At 66.6% G+C, this 16,998-nt stretch carries 11 protein-coding genes; 2 read left to right on the top strand and 9 right to left on the bottom strand.

What is annotated here, in order from left to right:
- Both RMO95_RS18865 and RMO95_RS18860 read left to right on the top strand, forming a co-directional pair.
- Positions 1-662, top strand: a 662-nt coding sequence (locus RMO95_RS18865; RefSeq protein WP_409574975.1) for a uracil-DNA glycosylase family protein, incomplete at its 5' end; no start/stop codon positions are given.
- Between the two features lie 151 nt (positions 663-813).
- Entirely contained in the window at positions 814-1,728 is a 915-nt protein-coding gene (locus RMO95_RS18860; RefSeq protein WP_310452211.1) for a cation diffusion facilitator family transporter, read from the top strand.
- A 97-nt stretch (positions 1,729-1,825) separates the two neighbouring features.
- Here RMO95_RS18860 and RMO95_RS18855 read toward each other — a convergent pair whose 3' ends face one another.
- Genes RMO95_RS18855 through RMO95_RS18815 form a run of 9 tightly spaced genes read right to left on the bottom strand, consistent with a single transcriptional unit; the run spans position 1,826 to position 16,869 of the window.
- The gene (locus RMO95_RS18855; protein ID WP_310452210.1) at positions 1,826-5,176 is read right to left on the bottom strand and encodes an EAL domain-containing protein; all 3,351 of its coding nucleotides are present in this window, start codon (positions 5,174-5,176) and stop codon (positions 1,826-1,828) included.
- Positions 5,173-6,282: a chemotaxis-specific protein-glutamate methyltransferase CheB gene (gene cheB / locus RMO95_RS18850; protein ID WP_310452209.1), complete on the bottom strand. Its 1,110-nt coding sequence runs from the start codon at positions 6,280-6,282 to the stop codon at positions 5,173-5,175. The genes RMO95_RS18855 and cheB overlap by 4 nt, the downstream gene beginning before the upstream one ends.
- Positions 6,279-8,621 (bottom strand): response regulator, encoded by a 2,343-nt coding sequence (locus RMO95_RS18845; RefSeq protein WP_310452208.1) that lies wholly within the window; start codon positions 8,619-8,621, stop codon positions 6,279-6,281. Before RMO95_RS18845 ends, cheB begins: the two co-directional genes overlap by 4 nt.
- A 12-nt stretch (positions 8,622-8,633) precedes the next feature.
- Entirely contained in the window at positions 8,634-10,388 is a 1,755-nt protein-coding gene (locus RMO95_RS18840; protein ID WP_310452207.1) for a methyl-accepting chemotaxis protein, read from the bottom strand.
- Between the two features lie 45 nt (positions 10,389-10,433).
- Positions 10,434-12,332, bottom strand: coding sequence for a methyl-accepting chemotaxis protein (locus RMO95_RS18835; protein WP_310452206.1), 1,899 nt, complete (start codon positions 12,330-12,332; stop codon positions 10,434-10,436).
- A 22-nt stretch (positions 12,333-12,354) separates the two neighbouring features.
- Positions 12,355-14,226 (bottom strand): methyl-accepting chemotaxis protein, encoded by a 1,872-nt coding sequence (locus RMO95_RS18830; protein ID WP_310452205.1) that lies wholly within the window; start codon positions 14,224-14,226, stop codon positions 12,355-12,357.
- A 26-nt stretch (positions 14,227-14,252) separates the two neighbouring features.
- The gene (locus tag RMO95_RS18825) at positions 14,253-14,867 is read right to left on the bottom strand and encodes a chemotaxis protein CheW (protein ID WP_310452204.1); all 615 of its coding nucleotides are present in this window, start codon (positions 14,865-14,867) and stop codon (positions 14,253-14,255) included.
- Positions 14,864-16,390 carry a protein-glutamate O-methyltransferase CheR gene (locus RMO95_RS18820; protein WP_310452203.1) on the bottom strand — a complete coding sequence of 509 codons (1,527 nt, stop codon included), beginning with the start codon at positions 16,388-16,390 and terminating at the stop codon, positions 14,864-14,866. The genes RMO95_RS18825 and RMO95_RS18820 overlap by 4 nt, the downstream gene beginning before the upstream one ends.
- Positions 16,391-16,407: 17 nt before the next feature.
- The gene (locus RMO95_RS18815; protein WP_310452202.1) at positions 16,408-16,869 is read right to left on the bottom strand and encodes a chemotaxis protein CheW; all 462 of its coding nucleotides are present in this window, start codon (positions 16,867-16,869) and stop codon (positions 16,408-16,410) included.
- Between the last annotated feature and the right edge of the window lie 129 nt (positions 16,870-16,998).

The following is a 16,998-nucleotide window of genomic DNA, read 5'->3' as shown; positions in this document are numbered from 1 at the left end:
AACCCGTGACGCCTGCCGCGCCGGAGCCGCAGTTGGAACCGCAGTTGGAACCCGCACCGACCGTGGCTGCTGCGCAGACCGGTTTGAGTTGGGAAGAACTCGCCACGACTGTGGCGGCGTGCGGCCAATGTCGGCTTTGCGAGGCGCGCAAACAGGCGGTGCTCGGTGTCGGCGACCGCCATGCCGATTGGCTGTTCGTCGGCGAGGGGCCGGGCGCCGAGGAGGACCAGCGCGGCGAACCCTTCGTCGGCCAGGCCGGCAAGCTGCTCGACAGCATGCTGGCGGCGATCGGCCTCAGGCGCGGCGAGGACGTCTATATCGCCAACGCCGTGAAGTGCCGGCCGCCGGAGAATCGTACGCCGACGCCGGAGGAGACCGCGACCTGCCGGCCCTACCTGGAGCGCCAGATCGAGTTGATTCAACCGAAGCTGATCGTCGCCCTCGGCCGTCCCGCGGCGCAGACGCTGCTGCAAAGCGAGGTCAAGATCGCCGCGGCGCGCGGGCGCCTGCACGACTACCGCGGCATCCCGCTGATCGTCACCTACCATCCCGCCTATCTGCTGCGTACCTTGCAGGACAAGGCCAAGGCCTGGGAAGATCTCTGCTTCATGCGGCGCACGATGCAAACACTCAAGGCTTCGATGAACCACCCTGCATCATGAAATACCTTGATGTCGTAGGGCATCCAAGCTGGCAAATGGGCCCGCCCCTCCCGTCCTCCCCTCGCGGGGAGGCTACTGATTGGCTCGCTGCGCTCGGACCAGACACCGCGCGCTTGTCCATGTATTTCGCTTTGCCACTGAAAGGAAACTGATGTCGCACGGCAGCGAAGGCTCGGTGCGGGCCATTTTTTACGCACTGGGCGCCAACTTCGGCATCGCGGTGGCGAAGTACGTGGCGGCATTCTGGACCGGTTCCGGTTCGATGCTGGCCGAGGCGATCCACTCCACGGCAGACTGCGCCAACCAGTTGCTGTTGCTGCTGGGCTTGAAGCAGGCGCGGCGTCCCGCCAGCGTCGACTTTCCGCTCGGCCACCATCGCGTCACCTATTTCTGGTCGATGATCGTGGCGCTGATGCTGTTCTTCATGGGCGGCGCATTTTCCGTCTATGAAGGCGTCGAGCGCCTGCTGCATCCGCAGCCGCTGCAACACGGCCTGATCGCCATGGCGGTGCTGGCCTGCGCCGTGGTGCTGGAAGCCTTCTCGCTGTGGGGCGCGTTGAAGGAGATTCGCAAGGTCGCCGGGCGCCAGCCTTTCCTCGCCTGGTTCCGCGAAACCCGCCAGTCCGAACTGATGGTGGTGGCCGGCGAGGACATCGCGGCCTTGCTGGGCCTCGCGCTGGCCTTTGTCGCGGTGGCGGCCAGCGTCGTCACCGGCAACCCGTTGTGGGACGCGCTGGGCACGCTGGCGATCGGCATCGTGCTGATGGTGATCGCAATCGCCGTGATGATCGAGGTCAAGGGCCTGATCGTCGGCGAATCGGCGGCGCCGGCTTTGCGCGCCGAGATCGAGGCTTTCGTCGCGGCCCAGGGCGAGGTGGAACAGGTGCTGAACGTGATCACCCTGGCCTGGGGCGACAAGGTGGTGATCGCGGTCAAGGCGCGCATGCGCGACATGGAAACCCGCACCGGATTGCAGATGGTCGAGGCCATCAACGCCGTCGAGGCGCGCATGCAGGAGCGCTTTCCGAGCGCGCAGTGGGTGTTCTTCGAACCCGATATCCGCTGAAGGCGGCGGCTTTCGTCCGTGCATCCGGATTGCCGGGGCAACACCCCTGGCCTGATCCGGCATACGCGGGCGGACAGCTCGCGGCGGATCTCCCGGTTCAGGTTTTGCGCTGTTTCGCCTCCTGGTGCCGGAATGCTTCGCGGATGTGCTCACGCAGCAGGTCGTCGTCCCACGGCTTGGTGAGAAAGCGATAGATGGCGCCGTGATTGACCGCGCCGACAATGGTATCGAGGTCGGTATAGCCGGACAGCACGATGCGGATGGTATCCGGGTAAAGTTCCCGCACCCGCGAAAGGAACTCGGAACCGTTCATCTCGGGCATGCGCTGGTCGGAAATGATCACCTGTACCTCGTGGGTGGCCAGAACGTCGAAGCCCTCGCGCGCGCTGCCGACGGCGAGGATTTCATAGCCATCGCGGCGCAGCACGCGTTTCAGGGAAGAAAGAACGCCGGGCTCGTCGTCCACGATCAACAGGGTCTTGCGCTCGCTCTCCGCTGCCGGCGGCAGCGCCAGCGTTGTGCGCGCCTTCAGCAACTGTGCGCATTCGCCGGCCGGCAAGGGCTGGCTGAACAGGTAACCCTGCATTTCGTCGCAGCCGTGCCGGCGCAAGTAGTTCATCTGGCCCTCGGTTTCGACGCCTTCGGCGATCACCTTGAGCTTCAGGTTGTGCGCCAGGTCGATGATGGCGATGCAGATCGCCGCGGCATCGGGGGCCGTCGTGATGTCGCGGACGAAGCTTTGGTCGATTTTCAGGTAGTCGATGGGAAACCGCTTCAAATAGCTGAGAGATGAATAGCCGGTGCCGAAGTCATCTACCGCGATCCTCACCCCCATCTTGCGCACTGCGGCGAGGCAGCGCACATTGGCCTCGATATCGGCGATCAGCAGGGCTTCGGTGAGTTCCAGGTCGAGGTAGTTGTGCTCGCCCCCGTGTCGCGCCAGCACCGTTTTCATCGTTTCCAGGAAATCCTCGCGTCGCAGTTGCACGGCCGAGACGTTGACGGCGACGCGCGGTGGATGCAATCCGTCGGCATGCCAGGCCCAGTAATCGGTGATCGCCTGTTCCAGCGCCCAGCGGCCGACATCGACGATCAGCCCTGTTTCTTCGAGAATGGGGATGAAGTCCACCGGAGACACGAGACCGCCGGCGGGATCTTGCCAACGAAGCAACACTTCCAAGCCGACCATTTCGCCGTTGCGCAGCTCCACCTTGGGCTGGTAATGCAGGACGAATTCCCCGCGCTCCAGTGCCCGGTGCAGCTTGTTCTCGAGCGTGAGTTGTTCCGCCACGCGCGCATTCATCTGCGGCGCATAGAAGAGGTAGCGCTCCCCCGCCGAATTGGCCTTGCGCAGCGCGGTCTCGGCGTTGGCGAACAGCGTGTCGGCGTCGTTGCCGTCAGCCGGAAACAGGGCGATGCCGCCCCGGACCGCGATGTGCAATTCCTTGCAGTCGATGTCGAAGGGCCGCGCCAGGCTCGGCAGTATCGAGTCGTCGAGGATGCGAGCGACATCCGCCGCAGCGTCGAGCCGGGCCACGACGGCGGCGAAATGATCGGCGCCGATCCTGGCCAGATGGTCGGTCGAGCCCAGGGCGTCGCCGAGACGGTCGGCGATCAGTTTGAGCAGGGCATCGCCGCGGTGCCGTCCGAAACTATCGTTGATGCTCTTGAATCGCTCGATGTTGATCAGCACTACCGCCATCGGGTCGAGCGCAGCCTGTTCGCGGCGGGCCGCCAGCAACTGGGTGAGGCGGTCGTGGATCAGGTGGCGATTGGGCAGCCCGGTCAAGGCGTCGTAATAGGCCAGGTAGTCGACCTGTTCGCCCTTCTGGATGTACTCGAGCGCAAATGAAATGTCCCCTGCAATCTCATTGAGCAACGCCAGTTCCGCCGCGTCGAACACGTTTCGCTCGTCCGCATAGAGGGCCAGCAGCCCGGTCGCACGCCCCCCGAGCGACAGCGGAAATACCGCCATCGAGCGGCAGCCCGAGGCCAGTGCAGCGGGCGGGAAAAGGCTTTCGGCGCTGGTTTCGAGATCGTTGCAGACCACCGTCGTGCGTTCGCGCAGCGCTTGTCCGAACGCATCGTTGTTCCTGCCGATGTCGTCGGCCAGCGCCGATTCGCCGCATTCGCCCTGCCAGGCCACCGGCCTCACGCACCCGCCATCCGACTCGACCAGGCCGATCCAGGCGAGCCTGAATTTCCCCAGCTCCACCGCAATGCGGCAGGCTTCCTGGAACAGCTCAAGACGGTCATGAACGCGCACGATCGTGGTATTGATGCCGGAGAGCACGGCGTAGATCCGGTTCAGGCTGGCGACTTTCGCTTGCGCCCGCGTGCGTTCGACGATTTCCGCTTGCAGCGCGGCGGTGCGCTGGCTGACCAGAGCCTCCAGGTGCTGGTAGAGCTGCGCGCGCTGGATCGCCACCGCCACCTGGCTGCCCACGGCTTCCAGTAGTCTCAGGTCGTCGGCGCCGACCACCCCGCTTTCGTCCCCGACCACGTTCATGATGCCCAGGATCTGGTGGCCGGCCGACAGCGGCGTGCTGACATGGCTGCGCATCTTGACGGCGTCGCCGCCATGTTTCTGCAGCCTTTCGCACTCGACGAGCGCCGCCCCGTGCCGAAACTCTCCGGCTTGCAGCATGCGCCGGCAGCGGCAATCGCCCTCCATCACTCCCGGATCGAGCAAGACCCCGGGCAGTTCGCGGGCCGCGGCCAGGCGCAAGCCGCCCTCGCCATCGTCGAGGAAGATCCAGCCGGCGCGAAAGCCCGGCAGCTCCAGAATTCCCTGCAAGGCCTGTTCGCACACCTCGACCTCGGTGGACACCCGGTTGAGGTCGGCCGCAATGCGGTAGAGCACGCGCAGCGTGCGGTTCGTTAGCGCAATCTCCTGCTGCTGCTGCTGGAGTTCCTCGTTCATGCGCACTGCTTCCTCGTAGGTCGAGATCAGCAGATCGACGATCTGTTCGCGCCCCGAGGCGATGAAGTGCTTCTTGCCGCCCATGTAGATTTCCATGCCCATCCGCACCCGGCTGGTCTTGCGCAATTCGAGATTCAGCAGGATGTATTCGATGCGCGACAGCAGGGCCTTCGGCTCGTAGGGCTTGCGGATGAAATTGTCCGCGCCGCATTCCAGGCTCCTGGCGATGTCCTGGATGCCCGCCAGCGAGGTCACCATGACGACCGGGATGTCCTTCAGCGCCGCATTCGCCTTGAGTGCCGCGCACAGCTCGTAGCCGTCCATTTCGGGCATGACGATGTCGGTGATCACCAGCGTCGGCGGTCGGGCCAGCGCGGCCGCCAGCGCCTCGCGGCCGTTGCTCGCGACGGCGACGCCGAAACCGTGTCCGGTCAGCAGTTGCCTGAGCTGCTCGGCCTGGGTCGGGCTGTCCTCGACGATCAATATCTCGACGTCGCCTGGTCGAATCTGATCGGGCGGGCTCATGCTTGCTTCTCCTCGCCGGTTTGGACCGCGGCACGCAGCAAGCGTTCCAGCAGCGCGGCGATGGCGTCCGGCGCCAGCACGTAGGCGGCGGCGCCGAGTTTCACCGCCTCGCCCGGCATGCCGAAGACGATAGCCGTCTCGCTGTCCTGGGCGACGGTCACGGCGCCGGCCTCGCGCAGCGCCTTGAGTTCCTGCGCGCCGTCGCGGCCCATGCCGGTCAGCAGCACGCCGATCGCAGCGGGGCCGAAGGTTGCCGCCAGCGAACGGAACAAGTAGGAAACCGAGGGCTTGAGGCCATGCTCCGGCGGCGCATCGACCAGATCGATACAGCCGTTCGCCAGCAAACGCATCTGCACGCCGCTCGGCGCCACATAGGCTCGGCCGGCCAGCGCCGGCTCGCCTGCCGCCGCCACGTGCACCGGATAGCCTGCCGACTTGGCCAGCCATTCGGCGAAACCTTCGGCGAAGCCGGTCGAGATGTGCTGGACGATCAATAGCGGTACCGGCAAGTCCTTCGGCAGCCGCGACAGGATGTCCTGCAAGGCGATCGGCCCGCCGGTCGACGCACCGAGCGCGACCACGCTGATCTTTGCGCCGACGGCGGGCAGCGCAGCGGCGGCCGGCGGCGGCGCCCCGCCGCGGCGCGGCCAGCGCCTGACCACCGGCACTTCGGCCATCAGCTTGACGGTCTGCAGCAACTCCGCGGTGGCCGCCTCGAATCCCGGATTGCCCGGTCCCACCGGCTTGGCGAGCACAGCCAGGGCGCCGGCTTCGAGCGCATGGAAAGTAGCGGCAACGTCCTTCGCGCTGGTGCTGGCGGTGACCATGACGATCCGCGTCGGGCAGGTTTCCATGATCTGGCGCGCCGCCGCGAAACCGTCCAGCTTCGGCATGTGGATATCCATGACGATGACATCTGGCCGCAGGCGCGTGGCGGCGGCCACGCCTTCCTCGCCGTCGCCGGCGACGCCGGCCAGCGCCAGTTGCGGATCGCTGCCGATCAGGTGCGTCAGCAGCATGCGCGCGACCGGCGAATCCTCCACCACCAGCACGCGGATCGGAGCCGCGCCCGCGCCGTCCCGCAGCCGGTCGCCGCCATTGCTCATAGCAGCCTCCGGATCACCGCGAACAGGTTGCTCTGGTCGAAGCTGCTCTTGACGATATAGGCATTGGCGCCGACCTCGATGCCGCGCTCCTTGTGCTCGCGCGATTCGAGCGCGGTCACCAGCACCACCGGCAGCTCGGCCAGCTTCTTGTCGGCGCGGACGCGCGCGGTCAGCTCGAAACCGTCCATGCGCGGCATTTCCACGTCCGACACCACCAGGTCGAATTGCTCGCTCTTCAGGGCGGTCAGGGCATCGATGCCGTCCACCGCGGTCTCGACCCGGTAGCCGGCCGATTCCAGGATATTCTTCAGCAGGCTGCGCGCGGTGATCGAGTCTTCCACCACCAACAGCGACTGCTGCCGCTGCGCCAAAGTTGGCGCTGGCGGGACGGCGGCTTGCGGCCGTACGCGCTGCGCCGACTTCAGCAGATCGGCGACGTTGAGGATGGGCACCACGCGGCCGGGCCCGAGCACGGTGGCGCCGGCCACATTGGGCACGCGCCGCAACTGCGGCCCGAGACTCTTCACCAGCACCTCCTGATCGCCGAGTATCGCGTCGACGGCGAAGGCGATGCGCCGTCCGGCGCCTTCGAGCACCGCCAGTTGCAGGTCGGCGCCATTCAGTCCGCCTCCCGGCAGGCCCAGCGCATCGGCCAGCCGCACCAGCGCCACGGCCTGGCCGCCGATCTCCACCGCGGCGCGGTTTTCCACCGTTTTCACGCTCGCCGCCGGCATGCGCAGTACCCGCTCGACACTGCGCGAGGGCAGCACGAACTGGCGTTCGCCCAAGCCCACCAGCAGGCCGCGGAAGGTCGCCAGCGTGGTCGGCAGCACGACGCGGAACAGCGTGCCGCCGGTCGCCGGCAATTCCGCGGTGACGCTGCCGCCCAGTTGTTCCGCCTTCTCGCGCACGATGGCCAGCCCCAGGCCGCGCCCGGAAAGATCGGTGAGGATCGGGCTGGTGGTCAGCCCGGACTCGAACATCAGCGCCAGCGTGGCGTCGTGGCTCAGTTCCGTCACTCGTTCCGTCACGCGTTCCGTCACTCGTTGCGTCACGCCTTCCGCCGCGTCTTTCACCGCGTCGTTCACCGCGATCAGGCCGAGCTTGCGGGCGGCGGCCTTGAGTTTTTCCAGGTCGACACCGGCGCCGTCGTCGGCAACCGTCAGCTCGACCCGGTTACCCTCTTTCGCCGCGATGCCGATGGCAATACATCCCGGCACGGGCTTGTGCGCGCCGCGTCGCGCCGCCGTCGTCTCGATGCCATGGTCGATGGCGTTGCGCACCAGGTGGATCAACGGATCCTTCATCTGCTCCAGGATGCGCCGGTCGATTTCGATCGCCGCTCCCTCGATGCGCAATTTCACGTCCTTGCCGCTGTCGTGCGCGAGATCGCGCACCAGCTTCGGGATCAGTTCCAGCAGCGAGCCGAAGGGCAGCATCAAGACCTGCCGCATATCCGCCTGCAGGGCGTCCACCATGCCGGCCAGCGCCCGCCGCTCCTGTTCCGCCAGACGCTCCAGCGCAAGGACGCGCTCGGCGAATGCCTTGGCCGCGAGTTCGTCGCGCTCGATGGCGTCGAGCAGCTTGTCGAGCACCGGCTGCGTCTTGCCGCCCGTCGCGCCGCCATGCTTCTCCTGCGCGCGCCGCAGCGTGCGTCCGTCGCGCGCGGTGCGGCTCCAGGTTTTCTTCCATTGCGCCACGTCGGCGCCCAGCGCGCGCAGTTCGCCGACCAGATGGCCGGCGCTGAACTTGAAGGCGAGCAGTTCCTCGGCCTGCACCAGCAGCGCCGTCAGCCGCGCGGTCGAGATGCGCACGGTGTCGCCGCTCGCCGCCAGGGGCGACGGCGGCCGCTCCGGCGGGGCCGTGGCAACGGCCGCCGGCGGCGACTCGCCGGCGGCGCGATCGGGAGTCTCCAAGGCCTCCAGTTGCCGCACGATTTCCGTCATGTCGCTCGCATCCTGCGGCGGCTGTCCGGCGACGCCCGCTGCGAGCAAGCCTTCCAGCCCGTCCAAGGCCCGATACACCGTCTCGAACCACGCCGGCGCGAGGGTTTCGGTCTGGCCTCCCCCGGCTTGGCGTGTCTTCAGCGCCGACATCGCGCCTTCCAGCGCTTTGCAGACCGTCTCGACGGCGGACAGATTGACCGAGCGGGCGGCGCCCTTGAGGCTGTGCGCCTCGCGGAACAGCGCTTCCACCAGCCTGGCCTGCTCGTCGGCAGGCGCCGGGTTCTCCAACGCCTGCAACAGCACGGACATCGACTTCAGATGCTCGGTAGCCTCGACCTGAAAGATCGCCAGCAGGCGCTTGAGCAGGTCTTCGTTTTCCTTTTTCGAGGCCATGTCCTATCTCCGTCAAACGCGATAACGTCCGACCAGTTGTTCGAGTTTCTGCCCCAGGCCGTGCAGGTTGCGCGCCGCCGTCTCGGCCTGGCGCGTGCTCTCCAGGTTCTGCGTGGTCGCCAGCTTGATGTTCTCGGTGGCCTGCGCCAACTGGTCCATGCCCGCCAACTGCTGTTGCGCCGAGACCGCGATCTGGTTCGCCGCCTGCGCGCTCTCGGCCATGCTCTCGGTCAGTTGCCGGATCGCCTCGCCGGCATCCTTCGATTGCCTGACCCCGGCTTCCACCGCTTTGGTGCCCTGCTCGGTCGACAGCACCGCGCCGCTGGTGGCCTTCTGGATGTCGCCCAGTATCGTGCGCACTTGCGCCGTGGCCTGTTTCGACTGCTCGGCCAGACTTTTGACTTCCTGCGCCACCACGGCGAAGCCCTTGCCTTGTTCGCCGGCCTTGGCCGCTTCGATCGAGGCGTTCACCGCCAGCAGGTTCGATTGTTCCGAGAGGTCGTTCACCGTGGCGATGATTTCGCCGATGGCCTGCCCTTGTTCCGCCAGGCGCACGATGCTCTCGGCGATCTGTTCCATCTGTTCGCGGATGCGCTGCATGCCCTCCGTGGTGTCTTCCACGGCCTTCCTGCCGCCTTGCGAGACCTGCGCCGCCTTCTGCGCGGCTTCCGCCACCAGCTTGGCCTTCTGGTTGGCCAAGGTGGCCGTCTGCTTGACTTCCTCCACCGTGGTCGCCGTCTCCGACATCGCCGTGGCGGTCTCCGTCGCGCCCGCCGCCACTTGCGTCGTCCCCGCCAGGATTTCGCTGGCCGAGGTGGTCAGCACACTCACCCCTTCGCCGATCTCGCGATTCATCTCGCGCAGGTTCTTCACCATCGTTGCCAGGGCGATCCCCAGCGCATCTTTCTCGGATTGCAACTTCACCTCCACGCGCAGGTCGCCCGTGGCTATCTGTTGAGCCACATCGACCTTCGCTTGCAGTGAACCGGCCATGCGGTTGAACTGCTCTTCGAGGATGCCGATCTCGTCGCGGCGGTAGCTGCTTACGGGCTGCACCGCGATCTCGCCGGCGGCGATGCGGCCGGCCCGCTCGGCGATCTCGCGCAGCGGCGCGGCGATCATCTTGTTGAGCAGCAAGGCCATGAACAGGCCCACCGCCAGCGCTGCTGCGCCGACAGCGACAAGCTTACGTATCGTAAGCAGGGCTTCGAGCTCGGAACGGGCCACTTCGGCACGCGCCTTTTTCTTGGTAAGGTCGATCAACTGTTTGGTGACGGTCTGGATTTTTGCGAAGCGCTCTGCCTGGGCGCCGATCAACAGCCGCGCGGCCTGGTCGGTCTTGCCCTGGTAGATCAGCGGGATCGTCTGCTGTTCGCGCATTTCCCGATACTCCTGCCGCAGCCGTTCCAGTTCGTCGAGCAGCGCCCTGACCTGCGCATCGTCGCGGCTGCGCTCCTTGACTGCGCGCAGCTTTTCCTCGTTGGCCTGGGAGTGTTCGCGTATGGTCCGATGCACGGCCTCCTGCTCCGGCCGCAGCGTCAGCAGCAGCATGCTCAGCATCCCGGCGCGGTTCTCGTCGAGGCTCGCGAGGACATCCTGGATATCCGTGACGTCGGCGAAATCCTCTTCGTACAGCGCCTTCTGTATCTCCTGCATCGCGGCGATGCCCCACCAGGCGCTGGTGGCGACGATGCCGAGGAAGGCCAGCATCAGGCCGAAGCCGAGGAACAGCTTGGCCCGGGTGGAAACGTTCAGCAGCCAGTTCATGATGCGTCCTTTCGCTCGACGAAGTTCAGATGCGCTCAGATGCGCTCAGATTCGATATGTCTCCGTCAACTGCTTCAATTTCGCGCGCAACTCGTGCAGGCCGCGCGCCGCGCTCTCGTTTTGCTTCGTGCTTTCCGCGTTCTGCTCGCTCGCCTGCTGAATGCTCTGCATGGCCAGCGCCACTTGATCCATGCCCGCCAGTTGCTGCTGCGCCGACACCGCGATCTGCACCGCGGCCTGTGCGGCGGCGACGATGCTGTCGGACAGGACGCGGATCGACTCGCCGACTTCCGTTGACAGCGTCATACCGGCGTCCACCGCCTTGTTGCCTTGCTCGGTGGCCATCACCGCCGCGCTGGTGGCTTTCTGGATGTCGCCGAGGATGGTGCGCACTTGCGCGGTCGCCTGCTTCGACTGTTCCGCCAAACTCTTGACTTCCTGCGCCACCACGGCGAAGCCCTTGCCGTGTTCGCCGGCCTTGGCCGCCTCGATGGCCGCATTGACCGCCAGCAGGTTCGATTGCTCGGCCAGGTCGTTCACCGTGGCGATGATCTCGCCTATGGTCTGGTTCTGCTCCGCCAGCCGCACGATGCTCTCGGCGATCGAGACCATTTGCTCCTGGATGCGGCGCATGCCCTCGACCGACTCTTCGATTGCCTTGCGCCCGTTCTGGGATATCTGCGCCGTCTTCTGCGCGCCTTCCGATACCTGGCGCGCCTTGTCGGTCGATACCTGGGCCGTCTGTTTGACTTCCGCCACGGTTGTGCTCGTCTCGCTCACCGCCGTGGCCGTTTCGGCGGTGCTCGCGGCGATCTGCGACACCGAGGCGGTCAGTTGCGCGGCGGCGGCGCTCAAGCTCTCGGACACCTCGGTCACCAGCCGGATCGAGCCGACGATGCCGCGCGAGACGAGGAAACCGGCGGCAATCGCCAACGCCATCACGCTCGCCACCAGCAGGCCGATGCGCAGCACCAGGTCCTCGACCAGGGCGTCGAGACTCTTCTCGGGGATCATGTAGAACAGGGTCCACGGCACGCTGGTCAGCCGCCGCGCGACGCCGACGTTCCATTGCTGGTTGACCGGGGCGAAACCGCGGAAGACTTCGCGGCTGGGCGAGGACGCGCGCGCTCGGTCGAACTGCTCGGGAAAAACTCTCGGCTCTTCGAGCAACTGGCGCGTGCGCTCGCCGAAACGGCGCTCGGCCACCATCGCGTTGAGGACCGCAGGGTCGAGTCGCCCGCCGGGATGGAACACGATGTCCCGGTTGTAGCTGTGGGCGATCCGCACGCCATGGTGGTCGAACAGCACGGCGAAGCTTTTCGCCCCCGCCTTTTCGTTGCCCTCGGCGACCAGGGCCCAGAAAGCGTCGGCCCGTACCCAGACGGCGACCGCGCCGCCGCCGCGCCGCTCGCGGAGCGGCGCCAGATACGCGATCGCCGTCTCGCCAGCGCCAACTTCCGGCGGCAGGTTATGCAGATCGGAAATCACCGTGCCCCCCTTCAACACCTCCCGCACATAGCCGAACCCGGCCAGGCTGCTGCCGGCGAGCTTCGGCTCGGTGGCGAGAAGCACGGTGCCGGCCGCATCCAGGATCGCCATGCCGCGGATGCTGCCGTCGGCCTTCTGCCACTGCTCCAGCAGGCCGCGCGCGGCCGGCGCCTGCTTGTCGCGCGCTGGCGCCGGCGCCGCGGCGTAGGCGACGATGTCCGGCAGCTCGGCGATGCGCTCGGCGCCCTGCCGGTAGCGTTGGTGGAAGGCATCGAGCTTGCCTTCGATCTCGTCGCCGCGCGCGGTCAGCAGCGCGGCGGCGTTCCTCAGGACTTCGTCGCGGGCGGAATTGAATTCGACGATTCCCACCGCCGCCAGAGGCAGCACCGACGAGGCGAACAGCAGCAGGACGATCTTGAGGCGGAGTGGCCAGCGGCCAAAGCCGAGTAGGGTCATCGCTACATCCTCCTGTCATTGATCAGACGCGATAACGTCCGACCAGTTGTTCGAGTTTCTGCCCCAGGCCGTGCAGGTTGCGCGCCGCCGTCTCGGCCTGGCGCGTGCTCTCCAGGTTCTGCGTGGTCGCCAGCTTGATGTTCTCGGTGGCCTGCGCCAACTGGTCCATGCCCGCCAACTGCTGTTGCGCCGAGACCGCGATCTGGTTCGCCGCCTGCGCGCTCTCGGCCATGCTCTCGGTCAGTTGCCGGATCGCCTCGCCGGCATCCTTCGATTGCCTGACCCCGGCTTCCACCGCTTTGGTGCCCTGCTCGGTCGACAGCACCGCGCCGCTGGTGGCCTTCTGGATGTCGCCCAGTATCGTGCGCACTTGCGCCGTGGCCTGTTTCGACTGCTCGGCCAGACTTTTGACTTCCTGCGCCACCACGGCGAAGCCCTTGCCTTGTTCGCCGGCCTTGGCCGCTTCGATCGAGGCGTTCACCGCCAGCAGGTTCGATTGTTCCGAGAGGTCGTTCACCGTGGCGATGATTTCGCCGATGGCCTGCCCTTGTTCCGCCAGGCGCACGATGCTCTCGGCGATCTGTTCCATCTGTTCGCGGATGCGCTGCATGCCCTCCGTGGTGTCTTCCACGGCCTTCCTGCCGCCTTGCGAGACCTGCGCCGCCTTCTGCGCGGCTTCCGCCACCAGCTTGGCCTTCTGGTTGGCCAAGGTGGCCGTCTGCTTGACTTCCTCCACCGTGGTCGCCGTCTCCGACATCGCCGTGGCGGTCTCCGTCGCGCCCGCCGCCACTTGCGTCGTCCCCGCCAGGATTTCGCTGGCCGAGGTGGTCAGCACACTCACCCCTTCGCCGATCTCGCGATTCATCTCGCGCAGGTTCTTCACCATCGTTGCCAGGGCGATCCCCAGCGCATCTTTCTCGGATTGCAACTTCACCTCCACGCGCAGGTCGCCCGTGGCTATCTGTTGGGCGACGTCCGCCTTGCCCCTGAGGCTGTCGACCATGGTCACGAAGGCCAGACCCAGCGCGTCCTTGTCGGATTTCGGCAGCACCTGGGTGCCGAGCTCGCCGCGCGCGATGGCATTCGCCGCGTCGGCCTTCTCGTGCAGCGACTCGGCCATGCGGTTGAACTGCTCTTCGAGCGCACCGATCTCGTCGCGGCGTTGGGCCACCGCCGGTTTCACCACAATCTCGCCGGCGGCGATGCGCCCGGCCCGCTCGGCGATCTCGCGCAGCGGCACGGCGATCATCCGGTTGAGCAACAGCACCATGAACAGGCCGGCCGCCAGCGCCACGACGCCGACCGCGACGAACTGGCGCAACGCCAGCAGGGCCTCGCGCTCGGCACGGGCCACTCCGGCGCCGGCTTTCTTCTTGCTGAAGTCGATCAACTGCCGGGTGACCGCCTGGGCTTTGCTGAAACGCTCGTCCTGCGGGCCTAACGCGATCTTGGCGGCTTGTTCGCCCTTGCCTTGGTAGATCAGCGGGACCGCCTGCTGTTCCCTGACTTCCCGATATTCCTGCCGCAATCTATCCAGTTCGTCGAGCAGCGTCTTGACCTGCGCATCGCCGTGGCTGCGCTCCTTGATTTGGCGCAGCTTGTCCTCGGTGATTTTGGAGCGTTCCCGCATGGCCCGGTGCACCGCCTCCTGTTCCGGCCGCTGCGTCAGCAGCAGCATGCTCAGCAGGCCGGCGCGGTTCTCGTCAAGGTTGGTCAGGACCTCCTGGATATCCGAGACGTCGACGAAGTCCTCTTCGTACAGTGCCTTCTGCGCCTCCTGGATCGCGGCAATGCTCGCATAGGCGGTGACGATCACGACGACGAGAAACGCCAGCATCAGGCCGAAGCCGGCGAAGAGCTTGCCTCGCGTGGAGAGATTGAGCAGCCAGTTCATGATGCGTCCTTTCCAATTGCAAAACCTTATCCGGCTACTTCCGCGGCGACGACGATGGTGGGGTCGGACAGCAGCTTGTGTCCGTCCAGCACCACCTCGCGCTGCCGCGTGACGCCCATCAGGTACTCGGCGCGGATCTCGGTCAGCGTGGGCAGCGGCGCTTGCAGATCGTCCTTCGCGATGCGCCGCACGCCGATGATGGCGTCGGCCAGGATTCCGAATTCCATCGCGCCGTCGCCGAGGACGATGACCTTGTTCAGGTCGGACAGTCCCTGCGCCGGCAGCTCGAAGAACTTCTTGATATCCAGCACCGAGACGATGCGGCCGCGGACGTGAATGATGCCCATCACGAAATCGGGTGTGCCGGGCAGCGGCGTAAAGTCCCGCAGGGGGTAAACCTCGCGCACCCAGCTTGTCTCCAGCGCGTAATGCTCGCGCGCCAGCAGGAATTCCAGCGCCTCGAAGCCGGGGCCCGCGGCGGCCGGCGGCTCGGCCGCCAAGGCCCGCGCCCGGGCGGCGAGAATCGCCCGGCGCTGCTCCGGCGGCGGCGCGAATTCCTCGTCGAGCAGCTGCCCGGCGGCCTCCAGCCGGCGCCGCACCTCGCTCCAGTCAATGGTCTTGGCTATGCGTGCCGGCTTCATGAGATGGACTCCCCGCTATCGATGATGTCGAGCAGACGGCCGGCGGTCAGGCCTTCCGCATCGGGCAGGGGCTCGCCGGGCGGATGGGCGGCGAGCAGCTCGCGGGCGTTGGCGAAGTGCCGGGCCGCGGTCGCCCCTTGCCCCAGGCGGCGGTACAGGTTGCCCAGCGCGAAATGCGCCAGCGCAAAGTCCTGGTCGAGATAGAGCGCCTGCTTGAGCGCCGCCGCCGCCGCCGCGCCTTGCCCCTGCTCGGCGAGTACCGAGGCCAGCAGGTAGCGCAGGCCGGGGTTGAACTTGTCGGCCGCTACCGCTGCCTCGCACCAGCGGCAGGCTTCGTCCAGCTTGCCTTGATTGGCGCAGGCCCGCGCCGCCAGGACCAGGCCCGGCACGTCGCCCGGCGCTGCGGCGGCGAGGACGTCGGCCGCCATGGCGTAGTCGCCTTGCGTGTAGCAGGCCAGGGCCTGCCGATAGGTCTCCGCGCAAGCCGCCACCGATTCGGTGGACTGCGCGCGCGGCAGAGGCGTGGCCGCGGCAGGCGCTGCGGCTTGTTGCGTGTCGCGATCGGCAAGAGTTGGCGCTGGCGGCACGGCGATCCGCGCCCAGGCCGGCAGCGCATACGCCTCGGCAGGCATCATCTGCATCGCGGGCATCGCGGGATGGAGTGCCGCCGGCGTCTCGCCCTTGCGATAGAGAAAGGCGTCCCTGAAACTGACCGGGACAAAGCCGGAAAACATCGTCGCGTTGGCCTCGGTCGGACTCACCACCAGCCAGCCGTCATCGGTCAATGCGCGGCGGAACTTGTCCAATACCGCGCGCATCGCGTCGGCCTCGAAATACATCAGGACGTTGCGGCACAGCACGATATCCATGGCATTGGTATTGTTGTCGAGCGCGGGATAAACGTCGTCTACCAGGTTCAGGTAGTCGAAGCTCGCCAGCCGCCGCACCTGTGGCGCGAGCGCGTAATTCCCCGCCCCGGACGGCGCGAAATATCCCTCGCGGAACCACGCCGGCGCGCCGCGGAACGACCACTCGCGATAGTCGCCGCGCATCGCCTTGGCGAGAAAGTGGGGATTGATGTCGGTGGCAAGCAGGGTGATGTTCCATTGCTCCAGGTCCGGAATCAGCCGGCTCAACAACACCGCCACCGAATAGGGTTCCTCGCCGGTGCAGCAGCCGGCGCTCCAGATGCGCAGTTGCAGGCGGCCGGCGGCGCGGCGGGCGGCGATCAAGGCGGGCAGCACCTCGTCTTCCAGCGCGGAAAACACCGCCGGCTCGCGGTAGAAATAGGTCTCGCCGACGGTGAGGTGGCTGGCGAGGATTTCCACCTGGCGCCGGTTCCGCGGCGACGCCAGCAGCCATTGCATGCATGCTCCGGCCCCGGCCAGGCCGAGTTCCGGCGCCGCCCGTTCCAAGCCGCGCAGCATGTCGGGCCAGCGCTCGCGCGGGAAATGCAGCCCGATCCGGCTGGACAGGAAGCCGCTGAATTGCCGCAGGAGAAGGTCGGAAATCGCGCCGGTCATGGTGGGTCAATCGCGTTTCAATCGGCGGACGCGGCGGGCGAGAGCGCCGCATCGAGCGCGCGCTCTTCCTCCAGCGAGAGGAAGCTGTCGAGATCGTGAATCAGCACCATGCCGTCGGGACTTTTTACGATTCCGGTCAAGTGACGCGTACCGGCGACCACGCTGTCGACGGCGACAAAATCCTTCTCGTCGCATTCGATCACGCCGACCACCGCGTCGACGATCATGGCCAGCATCCGCGTCGCGCTATGGGCGATCAGCAACTGGTCGTCAAGCCCGGTCTCCCGCTCGGCCAGCCCGAAGCGCCGCCGCAGATTGATCACCGGCACGATGCGGCCCTGCACATTGATGACGCCGCAGACGATTTCCGGAGCCTGCGGCAGCGGCGTCGCGGCGACGGCGCGCACCGCTCGCGCCACCCGGTCCAGCGGCAAGGCGAGGAACAAACCTTCCAGATTGAAGGCGACGAGCGAGCTCATGGAACCTCCTGCCAGTGAGGAAGCGGGGCGGACAGCGCGTCCCGCTGGTTTGCCATGGACTCAGTATAGGCAAGTTCACTGCTGTCCGGCTAAATCGCGAACAGATTCAATTGGTTGTTGATGATACTG

The sequence above is a fragment of the Sulfuritalea sp. genome (assembly GCF_031426875.1).
Lineage (GTDB): Bacteria > Pseudomonadota > Gammaproteobacteria > Burkholderiales > Rhodocyclaceae > Sulfuritalea.
This window is presented reverse-complemented; position numbering and strand designations above follow the sequence as displayed.

Bases quoted from the DNA above. Each gene is read 5' to 3' on its own strand.
- RMO95_RS18860 (WP_310452211.1), top strand. From the start codon at position 814: ATGTCGCACGGCAGCGAAGGCTCGGTGCGGGCCATTTTTTACGCACTG.
- RMO95_RS18855 (WP_310452210.1), bottom strand. From the start codon at position 5,176: ATGAGCCCGCCCGATCAGATTCGACCAGGCGACGTCGAGATATTGATC.
- cheB (WP_310452209.1), bottom strand. From the start codon at position 6,282: ATGAGCAATGGCGGCGACCGGCTGCGGGACGGCGCGGGCGCGGCTCCG.
- RMO95_RS18845 (WP_310452208.1), bottom strand. From the start codon at position 8,621: ATGGCCTCGAAAAAGGAAAACGAAGACCTGCTCAAGCGCCTGCTGGCG.
- RMO95_RS18840 (WP_310452207.1), bottom strand. From the start codon at position 10,388: ATGAACTGGCTGCTGAACGTTTCCACCCGGGCCAAGCTGTTCCTCGGC.
- RMO95_RS18835 (WP_310452206.1), bottom strand. From the start codon at position 12,332: ATGACCCTACTCGGCTTTGGCCGCTGGCCACTCCGCCTCAAGATCGTC.
- RMO95_RS18830 (WP_310452205.1), bottom strand. From the start codon at position 14,226: ATGAACTGGCTGCTCAATCTCTCCACGCGAGGCAAGCTCTTCGCCGGC.
- RMO95_RS18825 (WP_310452204.1), bottom strand. From the start codon at position 14,867: ATGAAGCCGGCACGCATAGCCAAGACCATTGACTGGAGCGAGGTGCGG.
- RMO95_RS18820 (WP_310452203.1), bottom strand. From the start codon at position 16,390: ATGACCGGCGCGATTTCCGACCTTCTCCTGCGGCAATTCAGCGGCTTC.
- RMO95_RS18815 (WP_310452202.1), bottom strand. From the start codon at position 16,869: ATGAGCTCGCTCGTCGCCTTCAATCTGGAAGGTTTGTTCCTCGCCTTG.